18 protein-coding genes and 1 tRNA gene are annotated in these 17,642 nt (G+C 71.5%); 7 read left to right on the top strand and 12 right to left on the bottom strand.

Annotated features, from left to right (window positions below; translation table 11 throughout):
- Window positions 1–82 precede the first annotated feature (82 nt).
- Window positions 83–2,620 carry an FtsX-like permease family protein gene (locus AB0K02_RS05235; protein ID WP_365990989.1) on the bottom strand — a complete coding sequence of 846 codons (2,538 nt, stop codon included), beginning with the start codon at window positions 2,618–2,620 and terminating at the stop codon, window positions 83–85.
- A 162-nt stretch (window positions 2,621–2,782) separates the two neighbouring features.
- Entirely contained in the window at window positions 2,783–3,553 is a 771-nt protein-coding gene (locus AB0K02_RS05240) for an ABC transporter ATP-binding protein (protein ID WP_365990990.1), read from the bottom strand.
- Between the two features lie 388 nt (window positions 3,554–3,941).
- Here AB0K02_RS05240 and AB0K02_RS05245 point away from each other — a divergent pair.
- Both AB0K02_RS05245 and AB0K02_RS05250 read left to right on the top strand, forming a co-directional pair.
- A tRNA-Leu gene (locus tag AB0K02_RS05245) sits at window positions 3,942–4,023 on the top strand.
- Window positions 4,024–4,189: 166 nt separating this feature from the next.
- Window positions 4,190–5,080: a Bax inhibitor-1/YccA family protein gene (locus AB0K02_RS05250; protein ID WP_365990991.1), complete on the top strand. Its 891-nt coding sequence runs from the start codon at window positions 4,190–4,192 to the stop codon at window positions 5,078–5,080.
- 100 nt (window positions 5,081–5,180) lie between these two features.
- On the opposite strand, the gene AB0K02_RS05255 is transcribed toward AB0K02_RS05250, so the two are convergent.
- Window positions 5,181–5,411 carry a DUF4287 domain-containing protein gene (locus tag AB0K02_RS05255; RefSeq protein ID WP_177152356.1) on the bottom strand — a complete coding sequence of 77 codons (231 nt, stop codon included), beginning with the start codon at window positions 5,409–5,411 and terminating at the stop codon, window positions 5,181–5,183.
- 98 nt (window positions 5,412–5,509) lie between these two features.
- Between AB0K02_RS05255 and AB0K02_RS05260 the strand changes: the two genes are divergently transcribed.
- A complete protein-coding gene (locus tag AB0K02_RS05260) occupies window positions 5,510–5,833 on the top strand; it encodes a hypothetical protein (RefSeq protein ID WP_365990992.1) in 324 nt (107 codons plus the stop codon).
- Window positions 5,834–5,866: 33 nt separating this feature from the next.
- Here AB0K02_RS05260 and AB0K02_RS05265 read toward each other — a convergent pair whose 3' ends face one another.
- From AB0K02_RS05265 to AB0K02_RS05275, 3 genes are all read right to left on the bottom strand, one after another.
- Window positions 5,867–6,721 (bottom strand): hypothetical protein, encoded by an 855-nt coding sequence (locus AB0K02_RS05265; RefSeq protein WP_365990993.1) that lies wholly within the window; start codon window positions 6,719–6,721, stop codon window positions 5,867–5,869.
- A 344-nt stretch (window positions 6,722–7,065) separates the two neighbouring features.
- A complete protein-coding gene (locus tag AB0K02_RS05270; protein WP_365990994.1) occupies window positions 7,066–8,286 on the bottom strand; it encodes an acetyl-CoA C-acetyltransferase in 1,221 nt (406 codons plus the stop codon).
- A 138-nt stretch (window positions 8,287–8,424) separates the two neighbouring features.
- Window positions 8,425–9,429, bottom strand: coding sequence for an SGNH/GDSL hydrolase family protein (locus tag AB0K02_RS05275; protein WP_365991022.1), 1,005 nt, complete (start codon window positions 9,427–9,429; stop codon window positions 8,425–8,427).
- Window positions 9,430–9,578: 149 nt separating this feature from the next.
- Here AB0K02_RS05275 and AB0K02_RS05280 point away from each other — a divergent pair, with 149 nt between their 5' ends.
- A complete protein-coding gene (locus tag AB0K02_RS05280; protein ID WP_365990995.1) occupies window positions 9,579–10,967 on the top strand; it encodes a cystathionine beta-synthase in 1,389 nt (462 codons plus the stop codon).
- A 542-nt stretch (window positions 10,968–11,509) separates the two neighbouring features.
- Here the strand turns inward: AB0K02_RS05280 and pqqD are convergent.
- From pqqD to AB0K02_RS05300, 4 genes are read right to left on the bottom strand one after another with little or no spacing between them, the layout of a single operon-like run.
- On the bottom strand, window positions 11,510–11,782 hold the full coding sequence (pqqD, locus tag AB0K02_RS05285; RefSeq protein WP_365990996.1) for a pyrroloquinoline quinone biosynthesis peptide chaperone PqqD: 273 nt from the start codon (window positions 11,780–11,782) through the stop codon (window positions 11,510–11,512).
- Complete coding sequence (gene pqqC / locus AB0K02_RS05290; protein ID WP_365990997.1) at window positions 11,779–12,507, bottom strand: pyrroloquinoline-quinone synthase PqqC; 729 nt, start codon at window positions 12,505–12,507, stop codon at window positions 11,779–11,781. The genes pqqD and pqqC overlap by 4 nt, the downstream gene beginning before the upstream one ends.
- Window positions 12,501–12,665, bottom strand: coding sequence for a hypothetical protein (locus AB0K02_RS05295; RefSeq protein WP_365990998.1), 165 nt, complete (start codon window positions 12,663–12,665; stop codon window positions 12,501–12,503). The genes pqqC and AB0K02_RS05295 overlap by 7 nt, the downstream gene beginning before the upstream one ends.
- An 8-nt stretch (window positions 12,666–12,673) precedes the next feature.
- Window positions 12,674–12,814, bottom strand: a complete 141-nt coding sequence (locus AB0K02_RS05300) for a pyrroloquinoline quinone precursor peptide PqqA (protein WP_365990999.1) — start codon at window positions 12,812–12,814, stop codon at window positions 12,674–12,676.
- Between the two features lie 292 nt (window positions 12,815–13,106).
- Here AB0K02_RS05300 and AB0K02_RS05305 point away from each other — a divergent pair, with 292 nt between their 5' ends.
- Together AB0K02_RS05305 and AB0K02_RS05310 are read left to right on the top strand one after the other, a co-directional pair.
- Entirely contained in the window at window positions 13,107–13,943 is an 837-nt protein-coding gene (locus tag AB0K02_RS05305) for a MurR/RpiR family transcriptional regulator (RefSeq protein ID WP_365991000.1), read from the top strand.
- An 88-nt stretch (window positions 13,944–14,031) separates the two neighbouring features.
- A complete protein-coding gene (locus AB0K02_RS05310; protein ID WP_365991001.1) occupies window positions 14,032–14,595 on the top strand; it encodes a hypothetical protein in 564 nt (187 codons plus the stop codon).
- Window positions 14,596–14,608: 13 nt separating this feature from the next.
- On the opposite strand, the gene AB0K02_RS05315 is transcribed toward AB0K02_RS05310, so the two are convergent.
- Window positions 14,609–15,967: an APC family permease gene (locus tag AB0K02_RS05315; RefSeq protein ID WP_365991002.1), complete on the bottom strand. Its 1,359-nt coding sequence runs from the start codon at window positions 15,965–15,967 to the stop codon at window positions 14,609–14,611.
- 109 nt (window positions 15,968–16,076) lie between these two features.
- Window positions 16,077–17,411, bottom strand: a complete 1,335-nt coding sequence (locus tag AB0K02_RS05320) for a diaminopimelate decarboxylase (protein ID WP_365991003.1) — start codon at window positions 17,409–17,411, stop codon at window positions 16,077–16,079.
- A gap of 124 nt (window positions 17,412–17,535) precedes the next feature.
- On the opposite strand from AB0K02_RS05320, the gene AB0K02_RS05325 reads away from it, so the two are divergent.
- On the top strand, window positions 17,536–17,642 hold a 107-nt coding region (locus AB0K02_RS05325), incomplete at its 3' end, for a hypothetical protein (protein WP_365991023.1).

The following is a 17,642-nucleotide window of genomic DNA, read 5'->3' on the forward strand; positions in this document are numbered from 1 at the left end:
TCCGGGCTGAGCCCGGTTCGGGACGGGGCGGGTAGGGGAAAGCCCGCGCGGCGGCCCCAGGCCGACCCGCCCCGCCCCCGGCCTACTCCGTCTTGATCGCCATCAGCATGTTCAGCCGCGCCGCGCTCCGCGCCGGCCACATCGCCGCCAGCACACCCACCACACCGGCCAGCAGCAGGAAGATCCCGATCCGGTCCCACGGCACGATCAGCGCGTAGCCCGGGATCTGCGAGCGGATCGTCTCGCCGATCGCCCACGCCAGGAACGCGCCCAGACCCACGCCGACCACGGCGCCGAACACCGAGATCACCACGGCCTCCAGACGGATCATCCGCTTCACCTTCCCCCGGTCGAGACCGATCGCGCGCAGCATGCCGATCTCCTGCTGGCGCTCGAACACCGACATCGCCAGCGTGTTGATCACACCGAGCACCGCGATGATCAGGGCCATCGCGAGCAGGCCGTACATGATGTTCAGCGCCGTGTTGATGAAGCCGCCGAACATGTTCCGGATGTCCTGCTGGTCCATGACGCTCATCGCCGGGTTGTCGCCGAGCGCGTCCACCAGCGCCTGCTCGTTCGCCTCGCTCGCACCGCCGTCCATCGCCACCCAGATCTCGGGGATGAACGGCTTGGTCTCGTACGGGGCCACGAGGTCGGTCGACACCAGCACCGGCGAGAGGAACTCGTTGCCCTGGTAGACGGCGCCGATCCGCACGTCCTTCTTCTCCGGCTCGTCCGCGTCGCCGAAGTCCGCCGGCAGCGTGTCACCGACCTTGTAGCCGTGGGACTTCGCCGTGTCCTCGGCGACCGCGATCTCGCCCTTGGCGAGTGTCGCGAGCGATCCGGACACCGTCTTCAGGTCGAAGACCTTCTCCACGGCACCGGGGGTGACCGCCGACGCCGAGTGCCACGTGCCCTTGATCTCCAGCGACGTCGCCTGCTGCGGCGAGACCGCGCTGACGCCCTTCGCCTTCCGGATCGCCTCCAGCGCCGACTGGTCCAGGGCGCCGCCGCCGGCCATCGAGACCATGTAGTCGGCCCGGATGTTGTCCGTCGTCATCCTGTCGACGGCCCGGCCCGTCGTCGCGCCGAGCACCGACAGGCCGGTGACCAGGGTCAGGCCGATCGCCAGGGCGGATGCGGTGGCGCCGGTGCGGCGCGGGTTGCGGACCGCGTTCTGGCCGGCCAGCTTGCCGGACACGCCGAACACCTTGTGCAGCAGCGGGCGGGCCAGGGCGATGACCGGCCGCGACAGCAGCGGGATGAGGACGATGACGCCGACCAGGGCGAGGAAGGCGCCGGCGGCGATGAGCATCCGGCCGTCCTTGCCGACCGCCGCGCCGCCGACGATGCCGGCCGCGCCGAGCAGGGTGATGGCGCCGCCGATGCTGTTCCGCAGGACGAGCGACTTGGTCGTCGCGACCGCGTGCACGCTGCTCATCGCCGCGACCGGCGCGATCTTCGCGGCGCGGCGGGCGGGCAGCCATGCCGCCAGCACCGTGATCAGCACGCCGACGCCGAACGCCGCGGCGACCGCGGTCGGGGACACCACCAGCGGACCGGCCGGCACCTTCGCGCCGAAGGCGCTCATCGCGGACCGCAGCCCGGTCGCCAGGCCGAGGCCCAGGGCGAAGCCGACCACCGAGGCGACCGCTCCGACGAGCATGGCCTCGAGGATCACCGAGCGCTTGACCTGGCGCCGCGAGGCGCCGACGGCGCGCAGCAGCGCCAGCTCCTTGGTGCGCTGGGCGACGAGCATGGTGAACGTGTTGGCGATCAGGAAGACGCCGACGAACAGGGCGATGGCCGCGAAGGCGAGCAGCATCGTGTTGAGGTTCGACAGGCCGCTCTCGATCTGCCGGGCCTGGTCGTCGGCGAGCTGCCTGCCGGTCTGGGCCGTGGCGTCCTCGGGCAGCAGGGGCACGACCGCGTCGAGGATCTCGGCGTCGGACGCGCCCGCCGCGGCGGTGACGGTGACGTCCTTGTAGGAGCCGGGCAGGAGGTAGAGCTTCTGCGCGACGGCGGTGTCGAACAGGACCAGGCTGCCGCCCGCGTTCACCGCGCCGTCCTCGGTCGTGAACACACCCGCCAGGGTGTACTCCTTCACCGGGCCGTTGGTGGCGACGCGCACGGTGTCGCCGACCTTGTACTCGCCCTTCCGTGCGGAGTCCCTGTCGAGGGCGATCTCGCCGGCCGCCTTCGGGCCGGTGCCGTCGGTGAAGTCGTACGCCGGGTCCTTGCCGTTCTCGCCGGGGGCGAAGTTGGCTCCGGTGTTGGACCAGCCGTTGCCGATGAGCCTGCCGTCCCGGTCGGCGACCCCCGCGAAGCCGGAGACCCGTCCGGTGGCCCCGGCCACGCCCTCGAGGGCCCGGATCCTCTCCAGGGTCTTGTCGTCGATGCCGGGGGTCTTCCGGCTGTCGTCCGGATCTGCGTAGGTCGTCACGGCGACCGCGACGTCGTCGTAGCTCTTGGCGGACTGCTTGCGGTAGGCGTTGCCGAGGGTGTCGGTGAAGACCAGCGTGCCGGAGACGAAGGCCACGCCGAGCATCACGGCGAGCACGGTCATCAGCAGCCTGGCCTTGTGCGCGAGCACATTGCGCAGGGCGGTACGGAACATGGTGTGTCCTGGGAACGGGCCGGCGCGCGACGAACGAGCCCGGCGGGCTCGGCCGCGGGCCGGGCGATGACAACAGGCGAGCAGGGGGCCCTCAGGCGCGCGACGCGTCGCCGCGCACCCCGGGCACGGGGCCGGTCGTACGGCCCGCCGGGCGGGGGAGCGTCAGCTCGTGCGGCCCTTGGCGTCGAAGGCCTTCATCCGGTCGAGCACCCCGTCGGCGCTCGGGCTCGGCATCTCGTCGACGATCCGCCCGTCCGCCAGGAAGATCACGCGGTCGGCGTAGGAGGCGGCCACCGGGTCGTGCGTCACCATGACGACCGTCTGGCCGAGCTCGCGCACCGAGTTCCGCAGGAAGCCCAGCACCTCGGCGCCCGAGCGGGAGTCCAGGTTTCCGGTCGGCTCGTCACCGAAGATGATCTCGGGCCGGGAGGCCAGGGCGCGGGCCACGGCCACGCGCTGCTGCTGGCCGCCGGACAGCTGGGCCGGACGGTGGCCGAGCCGGTCCCGCAGACCGACCATCTCGATGACGCGCTGCACCCACTCCTTGTCGGGCCTGCGGCCCGCGATGTCCATGGGGAGCGTGATGTTCTCCTGCGCGGTCAGCGTCGGCAGCAGGTTGAACGCCTGGAAGATGAAGCCGATCTTGTCGCGGCGCAGCTGGGTCAGCTGCTTGTCCTTGAGGGAGCCGAGTTCGGTGTCCCCGATGCGCACGGAGCCGGAGCTGAAGGTGTCGAGGCCGGCGACGCAGTGCATCAGCGTCGACTTGCCGGAGCCCGAGGGCCCCATGATCGCGGTGAACTCCGCCTGGCGGAAGTCGACGCTCACCCGGTCGAGCGCGACCACCTGGGTCTCGCCCTGTCCGTACACCTTGGACAGGTCCGTGGCGCGGGCGGCCACGGCGGTGGCGCGGTGAGCGATGGGCGTGGTGGTCACGAGAAGGGCTCCTGTCGGCCTGGTGCTGAGGGGACCACCTCATCGTGTCGCCCGACCGGCCGTGGATCGTCACTCCCGATGCCCGTTCCCGGGGCCCTCTCCGGTCGGACCGGGCGACGCGCTCGTCATCCTTGGGTATGACAGCGCCCCTGAGCCCTTCCGGGGACGCGCACCGGTGCCGACCTGACATACGCGCCCGGCAGTTTTCCGTCATTCCGGATGCCGTGCGCGGACGGGCAGGACCCCCGTGATGCGGGTACGAACACCCATGTACCAGCCCTGACGCACCCTCAGGTGCCAATAAAATAAGACAACATCGGGCCATCGGGGCCGATGTCGGTTCGATCTCCACCGATAGGCTCGGGTGCCAACGCGGAGCCGCGTACACGCCCGGATGGTGGAATGCAGACACGGCGAGCTTAAACCTCGCTGCCCCTCGGGGCGTGCCGGTTCGAGTCCGGCTCCGGGCACACCTGCGGCCTCCGGCACGCGCCCCGCAGCCGCCCGGCCACCGGCCCGGCGGCCCTTCGGTACGTCACGATCTCGGAAAGATCCTCCCAGAGCACTAGGGTGTTCTCTTTGCTTCCGCATTACTCTTGACTTCTAGGCCGCGCACGGTGGCCAAGGAGGAGTGAGATGAGGAGCAGCAACCCGGTCTTCTCGCGACGGGGGTTCAGCCGCGACAACGGCTACGCGGGCTTCAACGCGCAGCAGACGCAGGCCGGGGGCCCCGCCGCTGGAACGAACCCCTACGCACAGGGCGCGGGCAACCCGTACGCCACCAACCCCTACGCTCCGGCAGGCACGCAGTTCGGCGCTCCGCCGCAGGCTCCCGCCCGCACGGGCGTGATGACGATCGACGACGTCGTCACGCGCACCGCCATGACCCTCGGCACGGTCGTGCTCACCGCGATACTGTCCTGGGTGCTGCTGCCGGTCGACCCTGCCAACCTCGGCACGTCGTACGGCATCGCCGTCGGCGCGGCTCTGGTCGCGATGGTGCTGGCGCTCGTCCAGGCCTTCAAGCGCAAGGCGTCGCCCGCGCTGATCCTGCTGTACGCGGCGTTCGAGGGCGTTTTCCTCGGTGTGATCTCCAGTGCGGTCTCCACGTACATCGCGGACGGCGTCGTCGCCCAGGCCGTGCTCGGCACGATGGCGGTCTTCGCCGGCGTGCTGATCGCCTACAAGATGCGCTGGATCCGTGTCACGCGCCGTTTCTACGGCTTCGTGATGGCGGCGGCGATGGGCTTCGTCCTGCTGATGCTGGTGAACCTGCTGTTCTCCGTCTTCGGCGGCGGTGACGGCCTCGGCTTCCGTACCGGCGGCCTCGGCATCCTGTTCGGTGTCATCGGCGTCATCCTCGGCGCCTGCTTCCTCGCCCTGGACTTCAAGCAGGTCGAGGACGGCATCGCGTACGGCGCTCCGCGCGAGGAGTCCTGGCTGGCGGCCTTCGGCCTCACCCTGACCCTGGTGTGGATCTACCTGGAGATGCTGCGTCTGCTGTCGATCCTGCAGGGCGACGACTGATCCAGGTCCGTCCTCACCCGTGCGGCACACGCACGAAGGGCCCGCCCGGCACCTGCCGGGCGGGCCCTTTCCGTTGCTCGTGCGCGATTCCGCCAAGCCGCTACAGCAGCTTGCGCGCGGCGCGCCTCAGATCGTACTCATGGATGATCGCTTTGGCCTGGCCGTACGAGAGGTTGTGTTCGCCGCGGAGCCAGCTGACCTTCTCCTCGAAGCGGAAGAGCGACGGACCTTCTTCGACGGTGCGCAGCCAGTCGGAGATCTCACGACCGGTGCATTCGGGGATTCGGGAGAGCAGATTTCGATGGGTCTCTTCGGAGAAGACTTGGGACATCGGCGCCTCCGGACGCATTGCGCGTGTGCTCTTCACGCCACCGTGCCTGAGCGTTCGCGTATTGGCAACAGTCCCGCGAGGGCGCGTAGGGTCGCGGCGTGCTTGATACGAGTGAGCTGATCACTGTCGGTGAGCGATTCGCGGACCGGTTGCGGGCGGCCCCGCAGAGCCGTCTCCAGCGTGGCGCGGCGGCCGAGGGGCTGGCCCTGGCCAGGGAATTGTCGGTGCGGGCGCAGCGTCTGGAGGACCCGTCGGGCGAGCCGATGCTCATGCCCGACGAGGGCGTGTTCGCGGTGGCGGACCAGCTGGTGGTGGCGGTCCGTGACTTGGCCGAGGTCCTGCGGGACACCCCGGAAGGTCCGGAACAGGTTGACGCCGCCGTCGTCCTCGTACAGGAGGCCGCGGCGCGGTCGGGGCTCTAGGGGGCGCTCGGCGGGCAGTGGGGCCCGGGGGCCTCAGTGGGAGGCGATCACGCGGTCCGCGAGGATGTAGACGCTCTCCTCGCCGCAGGTGAAGGTCAGGGCGTACGCGCCCGAGACGCTGGAACCACCGAGCAGCACGGGCGCGTGGCCCGCGCGCAGCGCCTCGGAGAGGCGTTCGGCGGTCTCGCGGTGGCCGGGAGTCATGCACAGCGTCGTCCCGTCGGCGAAGACGTAGACGTCGAGCGTCCCGAGCGGGCCCGGCCGGACGTCGGCCAGCTCGGTACCGGTCTCGGCAAGCTCCTCGAGCCGTGCGACCGTGCGCTCGTGGTCGGTGACCACCGGCGTCTGGACCGGGACGAAGTCGGGGTGCGAGGGGTGGCGGCGGCGGGCGGCGGCCAGCTCGGGGGAGTCCTCGGCGAACTCCGTCATCTCCGGCAGGTCCGCCATGTCGTCGAGCGCCTCCACGGCGTCCAGGTCCATGGCCTCCAGACCCACGAAGTCCGCCTGGCGGGGCACGTAGAACGGCGGAATCTCGTCCCCGGCGTCGGGAAGGCCGCCGAACAGCGGCGCGGAGCCGTCGCCGGCGTAGCGGGCGGAGGCGTCCGCGGCGTCCCTGGCCTCCTGCGCCGCCCAGAAGGCGCGCGCCTCGGCCAGCTCGCGCTCCCGCTCCTCCGCCAGCGCCTCGGCGACGGCCGCGCGTATCTCGGCGGTGTCGCTGCTGCGCGCCGCGGGTACGGAGGCGGTGAGGCCGGGCCCGTACGACGACGCGAGCTCGGCGCGCAGGGCGGTGACCTGCTTGCGGAGTCCGTGGGCGGCGTGCAGGGCAGCGGCGCCCACGGCCGTGGCGGCGGCCGTGGTCAGCAGCAGGGCAAGAGACATGGCGCTCACTGACGTACTCCCGGTTTCACTCGATACCCCCGACTTCCTACCTCAGCTTGCGATGTGCTCGCGCCTCCTGTCAGTGCATTACGTCACGAATTGGACAGGACTTTGTCTCCTGTGTTTAGCCGGGAAAAGGCGTTGACCTGGGAAAAGGGTCTCCCCCAGGAGATAGGTCACATCCTGGGGGAGATTGCGTCACGAACTGAGATCCACAGCGCGTAGACCCACGGACCTCGTCAGATCGGCCTCGGCTCAGCCGCTCGGTTCGTCTGGTCGCGCTGAGCTTCGCCACCGCTGCGGGCAGGTGCCGCCGCTCGTTCCTCGCGGCGACCCCTACCCTCCGCTCCGGCTCAGCTCAGCCGCTCGATGACCATCGCCATGCCCTGGCCGCCGCCCACGCACATCGTCTCCAGGCCGAACTGCTTGTCGTGGAACTGGAGGCTGTTGATCAGCGTGCCGGTGATGCGCGCGCCGGTCATGCCGAAGGGGTGGCCGACCGCGATCGCGCCGCCGTTGACGTTGACCTTGTCCAGGTCGAAGCCGAGGTCGCGGTAGGACGGGATGACCTGCGCCGCGAACGCCTCGTTGATCTCGACCAGGTCGATGTCGGACGTGGTCAGGCCGGCGCGCTTCAGCGCCTGCTTCGACGCCTCGACCGGGCCGAGACCCATGATCTCGGGCGAGAGGCCCGAGACGCCGGTGGAGACGATGCGGGCCAGCGGGGTCAGGCCGAGCTCGCGGGCCTTGGTGTCGCTCATGATGACGAGCGCGGCGGCGCCGTCGTTGAGCGGGCAGCAGTTGCCCGCCGTGACGAGACCGTCGGGTCGGAAGACGGGCTTGAGGCCCTGGACGCCCTCCAGCGTGACACCGGCGCGCGGGCCGTCGTCCTTGCTGACGACCGTGCCGTCGGGGGTCGTCACCGGGGTGATCTCCCGCTCCCAGAAGCCGTTCTTGATGGATTCCTCGGCGAGGTTCTGCGAGCGCACGCCGAACGCGTCCATGTCCTGGCGCGTCACGCCCTTCCAGCGGGCCAGGTTCTCGGCGGTCTGCCCCATGGCGATGTACGCGTCCGGGACGAGGCCGTCCTCGCGCGGGTCGTGCCACGTGGAGCCCTCGGACTCGGCGACGGCCGCCGTGCGGGCCTCGGCCTCGGCGAAGAACGGGTTGTGCGTGTCCGGCAGGCTGTCGGAGTTGCCCTTCACGAAGCGGGACACCATCTCGACGCCCGCGGAGATGAAGACGTCGCCCTCGCCCGCCTTGATGGCGTGCAGAGCCATGCGCGAGGTCTGCAGCGACGAGGAGCAGTAGCGGGTGACGGTACAGCCGGGCAGGTGGTCCATGCCCATCTGCACGGCGACGATGCGGCCCAGGTTGTTGCCCTGCTCGCCGCCGGGCAGACCGCAGCCGAGCATCAGGTCGTCGATGTCGCGGGGGTCGAGCTCGGGCACCTTGGCGAGCGCGGCCTCGATGATCGTGGCGGTGAGGTCGTCGGGCCGCAGCTCCTTCAGGGAGCCCTTGAAGGCCCGGCCGATGGGCGAACGGGCGGCAGAGACGATCACGGCTTCGGGCATCACGGCTCCATGAGGGAAAGGAAGGACGGGCAGGCTGACTGACTGGGAAGTTACCCGTACGTACCAGCCGGGTCACCGTACGGGCCGTGTGATGCGGGCCTCTTTTCTAAGCGCTTGTTCAGTGAAAGTGTACGGCCGTCAGTCCGTCTCCACCCGGGCCTCCGCGGGCTCCCTCTCCGGGGTCGGGGGCACCTCCGCCGCCGGGAGGCGACGGCGCCTGCGGTGCTTGAGCAGTGCCCAGGGCGCCCGTGCGCCCGTGACCTCGGTGCCCGCCTCCGCGGCGGCGGTCGCCGCCGCACGAGCCACCGGCAGCATGTCCTCGTCGCGGTCCACGTCCAGCGCGTCGCTCTCCGGCCACAGGCCGAGCGCCGCGCACAGGGTCGGCAGCATCGCCATCGCCGCCGTGGCGTACCCCTCGGCCGAGGGGTGGTAGTTGTCCGCGCCGAACATCTCGCGCGGGTTCGCCGCGAACTCGGGGCCGAGCAGGTCGCCCAGCGAGACCGTGCGCCCGCCCTGCTCCACCACCACGATGGTCTGCGCGGCCGCCAGCTGCCGTGACACCCGGCGGGCCAGCCAGCGCAGCGGCTGGTACACCGGCTCGATCGTGCCCAGGTCCGGGCATGTGCCGACGACCACCTCCGCCCCCGCCGTCCGCAGCCGGCGCACCGCCGACGCCAGGTAGCGCACCGACTGCGTCGGGGGCATCCGGTGCGTGACGTCGTTCGCACCGATCATGATCACGCACACGTCCGGGGTCCGCGTGCGGTCCGCGAGCAGCTGGGTCACCTGCCGCTCCAGGTCGTCCGACTGGGCGCCCGGCAGCGCGATGTTGCGGACCTCGACCGGACGTTCCGCCACCGCCGCGAGCCCCGAGGCCAGCAGCGCCCCCGGTGTCTGGCCGGCCCTGCGCACGCCCTGGCCCGCCGCCGTGGAGTCGCCGAGGACGGCGAGGTACAGCGGGTCGTCCCGGCCGAACGCCATCCCGTACAGGCCGTTGCCCCGTGGGGGGACGGGTGCCGTGCCCCCGCCGACCGAGCGCTTCGCCAGCTGGACCTCCGCCAGCAGCACGCCCACCGCCGCCGCACCGATCAGGCCGATACCGCCTCCGCCGTACGCCGCACCTGCCGCGATGCGCCTGGCCACCCTCGCCCTCGACACAGCCACCTCCTCGCGGCCCTCGCAGGCCGCCGTCTTGCCGTACTAGAGCTAACTGCCCCGTAGCCGGTGTCGCCCAATCCAGAGGCCATCCGGCATACGCTGGCCGCACCATTACGGAGACCCCGGAGAACACTGTGCGTATCCACAACTCGATGATCAGCCTCGTCGGCGACACCCCGCTGGTGAAGCTGAACAACGTGACCGCAGGCATTTCGGCGACCGTCCTCGCCAAGGTCGAGTACTTCAACCCCGGCGGGTCGGTGAAGGACCGCATCGCCCTGCGGATGATCGAGGCGGCCGAGCAGAGCGGCGAGCTGAAGCCCGGCGGCACCATCGTCGAGCCGACCAGCGGGAACACCGGCGTCGGACTCGCGATCGTGGCCCAGCAGAAGGGCTACAAGTGCATCTTCGTCTGCCCGGACAAGGTGTCCACGGACAAGATCAACGTGCTGCGCGCGTACGGTGCCGAGGTCGTCGTGTGCCCCACCGCGGTGGACCCCGAGCACCCGGACTCGTACTACAACGTCTCCGACCGCCTTGTGCGTGAGACCCCCGGCGCCTGGAAGCCGGACCAGTACTCCAACCCCAACAACCCGCGCTCGCACTACGAGACCACCGGTCCGGAGCTGTGGGAGCAGACGGACGGGAGGATCACCCACTTCGTCGCGGGCGTCGGCACCGGCGGCACCATCTCCGGCACCGGCCGCTACCTCAAGGAGGTGAGCGACGGCCGTGTGAAGATCATCGGCGCCGACCCCGAGGGCTCGGTGTACTCCGGGGGCTCCGGACGGCCCTACCTCGTCGAGGGCGTCGGCGAGGACTTCTGGCCGAGCGCCTACGACCGGACCGTCACCGACGAGATCGTCGCCGTGTCCGACAAGGACTCCTTCCAGATGACCCGCCGCCTCGCCAAGGAGGAGGGCCTGCTCGTCGGCGGGTCCTGCGGCATGGCGGTCGTCGCCGCCCTGCGCGTCGCCGAGCGGCTCGGCCCGGACGACATCGTGGTCGTCCTGCTGCCCGACAGCGGGCGCGGCTACCTCTCCAAGATCTTCAACGACGAGTGGATGGCCGACTACGGCTTCCTGGAGGAGACGGGCTCCGCCACCGTGGCGGACGTGCTGCGCCACAAGGAGGCGGGCGCCATGCCCAGCCTGGTGCACATGCACCCGGAGGAGACCGTCGGTCAGGCCATCGAGGTGCTGCGCGAGTACGGCGTCTCGCAGATGCCGATCGTCAAGCCCGGTGCCGGCCACCCGGACGTGATGGCCGCCGAGGTCATCGGCTCGGTGGTCGAGCGCGAGCTGCTCGACGCCCTGTTCACCCAGCGCGCCTCGCTGCACGACCCGCTGGAGAAGCACATGTCCGCCCCGCTGCCCCAGGTGGGCTCCGGCGAGCCGGTGGCCGACCTGATGACGGTGCTCGGCGACGTCGCGGACGCGGCGATCGTGCTGGTCGAGGGCAAGCCGACGGGTGTGGTGAGCCGTCAGGACCTGCTGGCGTTCCTCGCGAACGACGCCAAGTGACCGGCGGGCGGAGTCCTTTCGCGTAAACGGTACGAGCGCGACACGTTCGCGCAGCACCCGCTTAACACGCGTCCGGCACATTGGTGGATGTCGGCAGGGGGACCGGGCAGGTAACCCGGCCGGCAGCCAACGGCGTCAAGGACTTCCGGAGCGGCTCCCGGACCCCTGGACGCCCCGGACGCGGAGACCGGCCCTGACCCGGTCCGTGTCCTTCGCGGGGACCGCCGTCGTCCCGCCCCCCGGCTCGCCGGGGGTGCGGCGGTCCCCGCGACATCCTTCAACCGCCCGTCCGCCGGGGGGCCTCCGCCGTAACGGCCAGGGCCGCGGCGCGCCCTGACCGCGTGACAGGTACGGCACGGCGGCGTACCGCCCGCGCCCTCCTCGGCCGGCACCGGACGAGACCGTGGTCCGGGACCGCACCCGGCTCCGTACGGGCGGCGTGTGCGTCGACGGCGTCGAGATGTCCGCACCCGTCCGTCTGTCCGTCCGTGGCACATGGTCAGCTCGCAAGGGCCCCGGCGCGCCGGCCGATGCGGCGGACGTCATTGCAGCCAGCCCTCCTGTCGCAGACGGTCCAGGAACGGCGGCACGTCCGTGGCGACCGGAGCGCCCGGAAAGCGTCCGGCCAGCTCGTCGACGATCGCCGGCACGGTCCGGGTCCCGTCGCACAGCCCGACGACGAGAGCGGCTCTGCCGGTGAGGACGACGACGCGTTCGGGGAGGACCAGCAGGTCCGCGCCCCGGTCCCGGTCGTGGCGGCGCACGATGACCGGGGCCAGCGCAGGCTGCCAGCCGGCCGCGTGCGACGCCTTCACGACCCCTCCGGGCAGTGCGCGTGGGCCACCGCGTCGAGGAGCGCCCACAGGACGTCGCACTTGAAGCGGAGCGCCGCCACGGCACGTTCCTGGTCGTCGCGCGTGCACGCCCAGGACAGGACCAGCCTGAGCGCCTCGGAGCTGTCCCGCCCGCCCTCGGAGATCCGGGAGCGGAAGCAGGCGAGGCCGTCCGGTTCGATCCACGGGTAGTGGCGTTCGAAGGCGTCGACGCAGGTGCGCATCAGATCCGGGGCGGCCAGTGCCGTCAGCGAGGCGGCGACGGCTTCGAGGGGCGGGCGCAGGCGGCAGAAGTTCACGTAGCCGTCGACGGCGAGCCGTACGCCCGGCAGCACGGCGTCCCCGCGCAGCAGCGACTCGCGGTCGAGGCCGGCCGCCTGACCCAGTCGCAGCCACCGCTCGATGCCGCCCTCGCCCTCGTCCAGGCCGTCGTGTTCCTGGATGCGGCGCAGCCACATGCGGCGCAGTGCGGGGGTCGGGAGCTTGGCGGTGATCAGGGCGTCCTTGACGGGGATGTGGCGCTGGTAGTGGAAGCGGTTGGCGATCCAGCACCGCAGCTCGGCCCGGCTGAGCGCGCCGCTGTGCATGCGGATGTTGAAGGCGTGTCGGTCGTGGTACCGCTCCTCGGGCACCGCGCGGAGCCGTGACTCGAACTCCGCGGTGCTCCAGGGGGCGTCGCCGACCGGGGCGAGCAGCGTGGTCACCACTCGATCACCATCCCGTCGTAGGCCTCCTCGACGCCCGGGCCGGCGAGCCGCTCGTGCGGCGGTGCCGCCGGGTCGACGAAGGGGTCGCTGTTGTTGAGGTGGGGGTTCGGGCACCGGGCGGCGAGCGGGCGAGTGCCGCCGAGCACGTGCAGCGGCACCGCGCCCGTCAGACGCGGTCGCCGGAGCAGCCGGTGACGTGCGGCGCGGTCTCGACGACCATGTGCCCCGGGGTCTCCCACGTGGAGTCGTCCGCCGTCTCCCGGGCGGTCTCCTCGGCCTGTTCCCCGAGTGCCTCGGCTGCGTCCATGGTGCTGCCTTTCTGTTTGCGACACGGCCGGGACCTGCGCCGGTGACCGCCTCGCGCAGGAGGTCCCTGCCGGTCCGCGGCCGTGCCGGCGAGCCGCCGTTCGTCGGCACCGGGACCTCGGCGACGGCGCGCAGTCGGCCGTACGTCCTGTTACGGAGTCTTGACGCAATGCACCGGAGCGACCACTCGGATTCACCCGTCGGAGCCGCCCTTGCCCCTCCGCCTGGCAGCTGCATATGGTCATGCAGAGTGGTCGGTGGCTGAATAGACCGGGCCGGACAAGGGGGATGGCATGAACGACAGCCCTGCGGCGCGGCTGCAGACGCTCTTCGAGGGGCACCGCCTCACCCCGACCCAGCGGCGCATCGCGCACAGCATGGTCCGCCGGGCCGGAGACGTGCCGTTCCTGTCCAGCGTGGAGCTCGCCGAGCTCGCGGGCGTCAGCCAGCCGTCGGTCACCCGCTTCGCCGTCGCCCTCGGCTTCGACGGCTACCCGGCGCTGCGCAGGCACCTGCGCGAGGTCGCGCCGCCCGAGGCCGTCGCGCACGAGGACACGAACAACGAGTACCAGCAGGCGGTCCAGGCCGAGATCGAGAATCTGCGGCAGCTGGCCGAGATGCTCGCCGACCCGTCCCTCGTGGAGCGCGCCGGGCGGCTGCTCGCCGCCTCCCGTCCGCTGCCGGTGCTCGGGCTGCGCGCCGCGTCCTCGCAGGCCCGCGGCTTCGCGTACTTCGCCGCCAAGGTCCACCCCGACGTCCGCCTCCTCGACGAGGGCGGCTCGATGCTCGCCGACCGCATCGACTCCGCGCGGCGGGCCGGGGCGAGCGCTCTGCTGTGCTTCGCGCTGCCGCGCCACCCCAAGGAGGTCGTGGCGGCGCTGGAGTACGCGCGCGCGGCCGGACTGAAGGTCGTGACCGTCGCGGACTCGGCGTTCGCGCCGGTCGCGGCCCACAGCGATGTGCTGATCCCCGCCGCCGTGGGCACGGGCCTCGCCTTCGACACGGCGTGCGCCCCGATGCTGCTCGGCCGTGTGCTGCTGGAGGCCATGTGCGACGACCTCCCGGACGCCCAGGCGCGGCTCGAGGACTTCGACGTGCAGGCGGCGGAGCGCGGCCTGTTCGTGGACTAGGCGGAAACCCCTCCGCGTTTCTCAGGAACCGCTCAGAAACGGCCGCTACCCTCCCGCGGCAACGGAACTCGGCGGAAGGGAACGGGCAGTGGGGCGCGGGGCGCAGTCGTTGGCGCGGGTGGCGGTGACGGTACGGGCGGGGGCGGCGCCCCTGTGGTGGCTCGGCGTTCTCGCCGCGGGGATCGGCACCCTGGTCCCCGGGCTCACCGGCCGTCGCATCGGGGCCCTCGCCGGCGCCGCCGTCTTCCTCGTGGCCTTCGCCGTCGTCGCGCTCGCACGCCGCCGCCGCTACACCCACCTTGCGGACTGCGCCACGCGCGCGGGACGCCACGACGTGCTCCAGGACCGGCGCGTGACGCTGCGTCTGCGGCGGCGCGCCCATCGCACGCGGCTGCTGCTCGCCTTCCTGGCCGCGGTCGGCACCTCCTTCGCCGTGCCGGTCGTCGGCGGCGCGCTGCTCGCCGGCGCGGGGGCGGGGCTGTGGGCCAAGGCGCTGTGGATCGGCCGGCGGGAGCGCGCGGAGGAGACCCTGCTGTGGCTGCGTACGGACTGGATGGCGCAGGGTCCGGTCGGCGAGCGGGTCAAGGGCTTTCGCACCACCGGGATCGCCGCGGGCGACGCCGCCCCGGGCGGGGCGCGGCGCCGCACCTGACGACGGGGGCGGCTCAGTCCTCCGGCCGGAGCCTGAGCACCAGCTTGTTCACGCCCCACAGCAGGATGCCGATGGCGATCAGCACTCCCGCCCTGATGTAGACGTCCGCCGCGCGGTCGGCGAGCGGGCTGGCGAGGATCACCGCGGTGATCGCGCCGAGGACCGGCAGGACCGTGGGCGTACGGAAGTGCGCGTGCTCCACGCGGTCCCCGCGCAGCACCAGCACCGCCACGTTGACGACCGCGAACACGCACAGCAGCAGGAACGCGGTCGTGTCGCCGAGCCCCTCGATCTCGCCCGTGGACACGAGCCCGATGGCGATCAGCGTCACGAACACGATGCCGGTGACCGGGGTGCGGCGCCGCCGCAGCACTTTGCCCATGCCGCGCGGGAGGACCTTCTCGTTGGCCAGGCCGTAGCAGAGCCGGGAGGCCATCATGATGTTGATCAGCGCCGAGTTGGTGACCGCGAACAGCGCGATCAGCGCGAAGAGCCTCGGCGGGAAGTCGACCCCGCCCGCTTTGACGACCTCCAGCAGCGGGCCGCTGGACTTCTCCAGGGTGCGGTAGTCCACCAGCAGCGACGACACCAGCGCGACGAGCACGTAGATCGTCCCGGTGACCGCGACCCCGGTGAAGATCGCGCGGGGGAAGGTGCGCACCGGATCACGGGTCTCCTCCGCCATGTTGACCGAGTCCTCGAACCCCACGAAGGCGAAGAACCCGAGCGCGGTGGCGCCCAGCACGCCGGTGATCAGCGCGTAGCCCGTGCCCGACGCCTCGAACTCGCCCAGCCGGGACGGCTCCCCGTCACCGGTGACCACCGCCCAGGCGCCGATCGTGAGGATCACGAGCAGCCCGGTGAGCTCGACGAGCGTCAGCACCACATTGGTCTTCACGGACTCCGACACACCGCGCAGGGCGAGCGAGGCGAGAGCCAGGATGAAGGCGATCGCGATGACGGTGGGCGGGATGGCGTCGGTGAACTCCTGGAAGTAGTCCCCGCTGAAGGCGCGGGCCGCGGCGCTCGCGGACGACAGCCCCGAGCACATCACCATGAAGGCGACGATGAAGGTCAGGAAAGGGACCTTGAACGCCTTCTGCGTGTACAGGGCGGCACCGGCGGCCCGCGGGTACTTCCCGACCAGTTCGACGTACGAGGCGGCCGTCAGGATCGCGACCACGAAGCCGATGGCGAACGGCAGCCACAGCGCGCCCCCGACCTTGCCCGCCACCTTGCCGGTGGTGGCGTAGATGCCGGTCCCGAGGATGTCTCCGATCACGAAGAGGATCAGCAGCTTCGGCCCGATCGCCCGCTTGAGCGAAGGGGACCCGTCCGGTGTTCCGGTGGACGCCGGCGCGGATGCGCTCATGAGACACCTTTCCCGTGGACCCGACCGTTCCCGACGGAGGGGTTCTGCCCTGTGGGACCGGTGTGATGCCTCCAGGGCCGCCGGGACGCCGCGTGTTGCGCCGCCTGGGCTACAGCAGCGCGCCCGGGTCGGCGCCGCCCGACTCCGCGACGATCTCGTCGAGGGTCTGCGCGGCTCGTACCAGGCGGAAGCGGACTCCCTCGGGGCCGGCGGTGAAGCCGTGCACGGCGGTCCTGGGAAGGCTGTTGTAGCCGTAGTGGCTGGAGAAGTAGTACGCGCCGGTGTCGAGCGCCGCGATCACGTCGCCCTGCTCCAGCAGCGGCAGGGCCCGTTTCTCGGCGAGCAGGTCACCGGCGAAGCAGGCGGGTCCCGCGATGTCCTGCGCCACGTCCGGCCCCGGCTTGGGCAGGCCCTTGGCGTCGTACGCGGCGATCCGCAGCGGCCAGGACACCGGGTCGTAGACGGTGCGCGTGGCGACCTGGACGCCGGCGTGGGTGACGGCGATGGGACGGCCGCCTGCCGACTTCGCGTACTCGACACGGGCGAGGACCAGGCCGTGCTTGGCGACGAGGGAGCGGCCGAACTCGGTGACCAGCCCGTAGCGCCCGTCGAACAGGCCCGGCACGCGCTCCTTCAGCTGCCGCGTGTACGCGGCGAAGGACGGCGTGTGCTCGTCGGAGGCGAAGTTGACCGGGAGGCCGCCGCCGATGTCGATCGTGTCGACCTGGCGCCGTCCCACCGTCGCGTTGATCTCCTCGGCGAGCTCGTGGACCGCGAGGACGCCCTGTGCCATGCGCGCGAGCGGCATTCCCTGGGAACCGGAGTGGGTGTGCAGACGGGTCAGCCAGGGGCGTTCCGCGTAGGCGCGCACGACCGCGTCCCTGGCGCCCGCGTCGGCGAGCGCGAAGCCGAACTTGGACGTGGCCGTGGCCGTCGACAGCGCGCCGATCGAGCCGCCGCCGACCTGGGGATTGACGCGCAGGCCCAGAGGCGAGGCGCTCGGCGCCGAGGCCATCAGCGCGTCGATACGCCACAGTTCCTGGAAGTTGTCCGCGTTGACCGCGATCCCCAGGGCGAGGGCCTCGCGCAGCTCGGCGGAGGTCTTGGCGGGGGAGTCGAGCACGGTCAGACCTGCGGGCAGGCCGGCGGCCCGGGCGAGGGCCAGTTCGCCGGGGCTCGCGACCTCCGCGCCGATGCCCTCGGCGTGCAGGAGGGCGAGGACCGGCACCAGCGGTGCGGCCTTCACGGCGAAGGCGTGCAGCACGGGCGCGTCGGTGACGGCGGCGAACGCCTCCCGCAGGGCGGCGGCCGAGGCACGGACTCCCGCCACGTCGATCAGGGCGGTCACGGGCTCGGCCTCGGAGACGAGCCCCTGTTCCACGGCCGCTCGCACGGCCAGGTCACGACGGTCGGCGATCACGTCCGCACTCACGTCCGCAGTCATGGTGTTCAGCCAATCATCCGGCGGGTCGCGCCGCAGCTGTTGACTAAAACTATTCAGACATACAGGATGTGAATAGAAGATCCCACACCCGTAGTGGTCGTCGCTGTCGCGAGGAGGCATCGCCATGTCAGGACCCCGCCCCGTTCGGGCCCCGCGCGGTACGGAGCTGAGCGCTCTGGGCTGGCAGCAGGAGGCCGCGTTGCGGATGCTGCAGAACAATCTGGATCCGGA

It is taken from the genome of Streptomyces sp. NPDC049597, assembly GCF_040675505.1.
GTDB lineage: Bacteria > Actinomycetota > Actinomycetes > Streptomycetales > Streptomycetaceae > Streptomyces.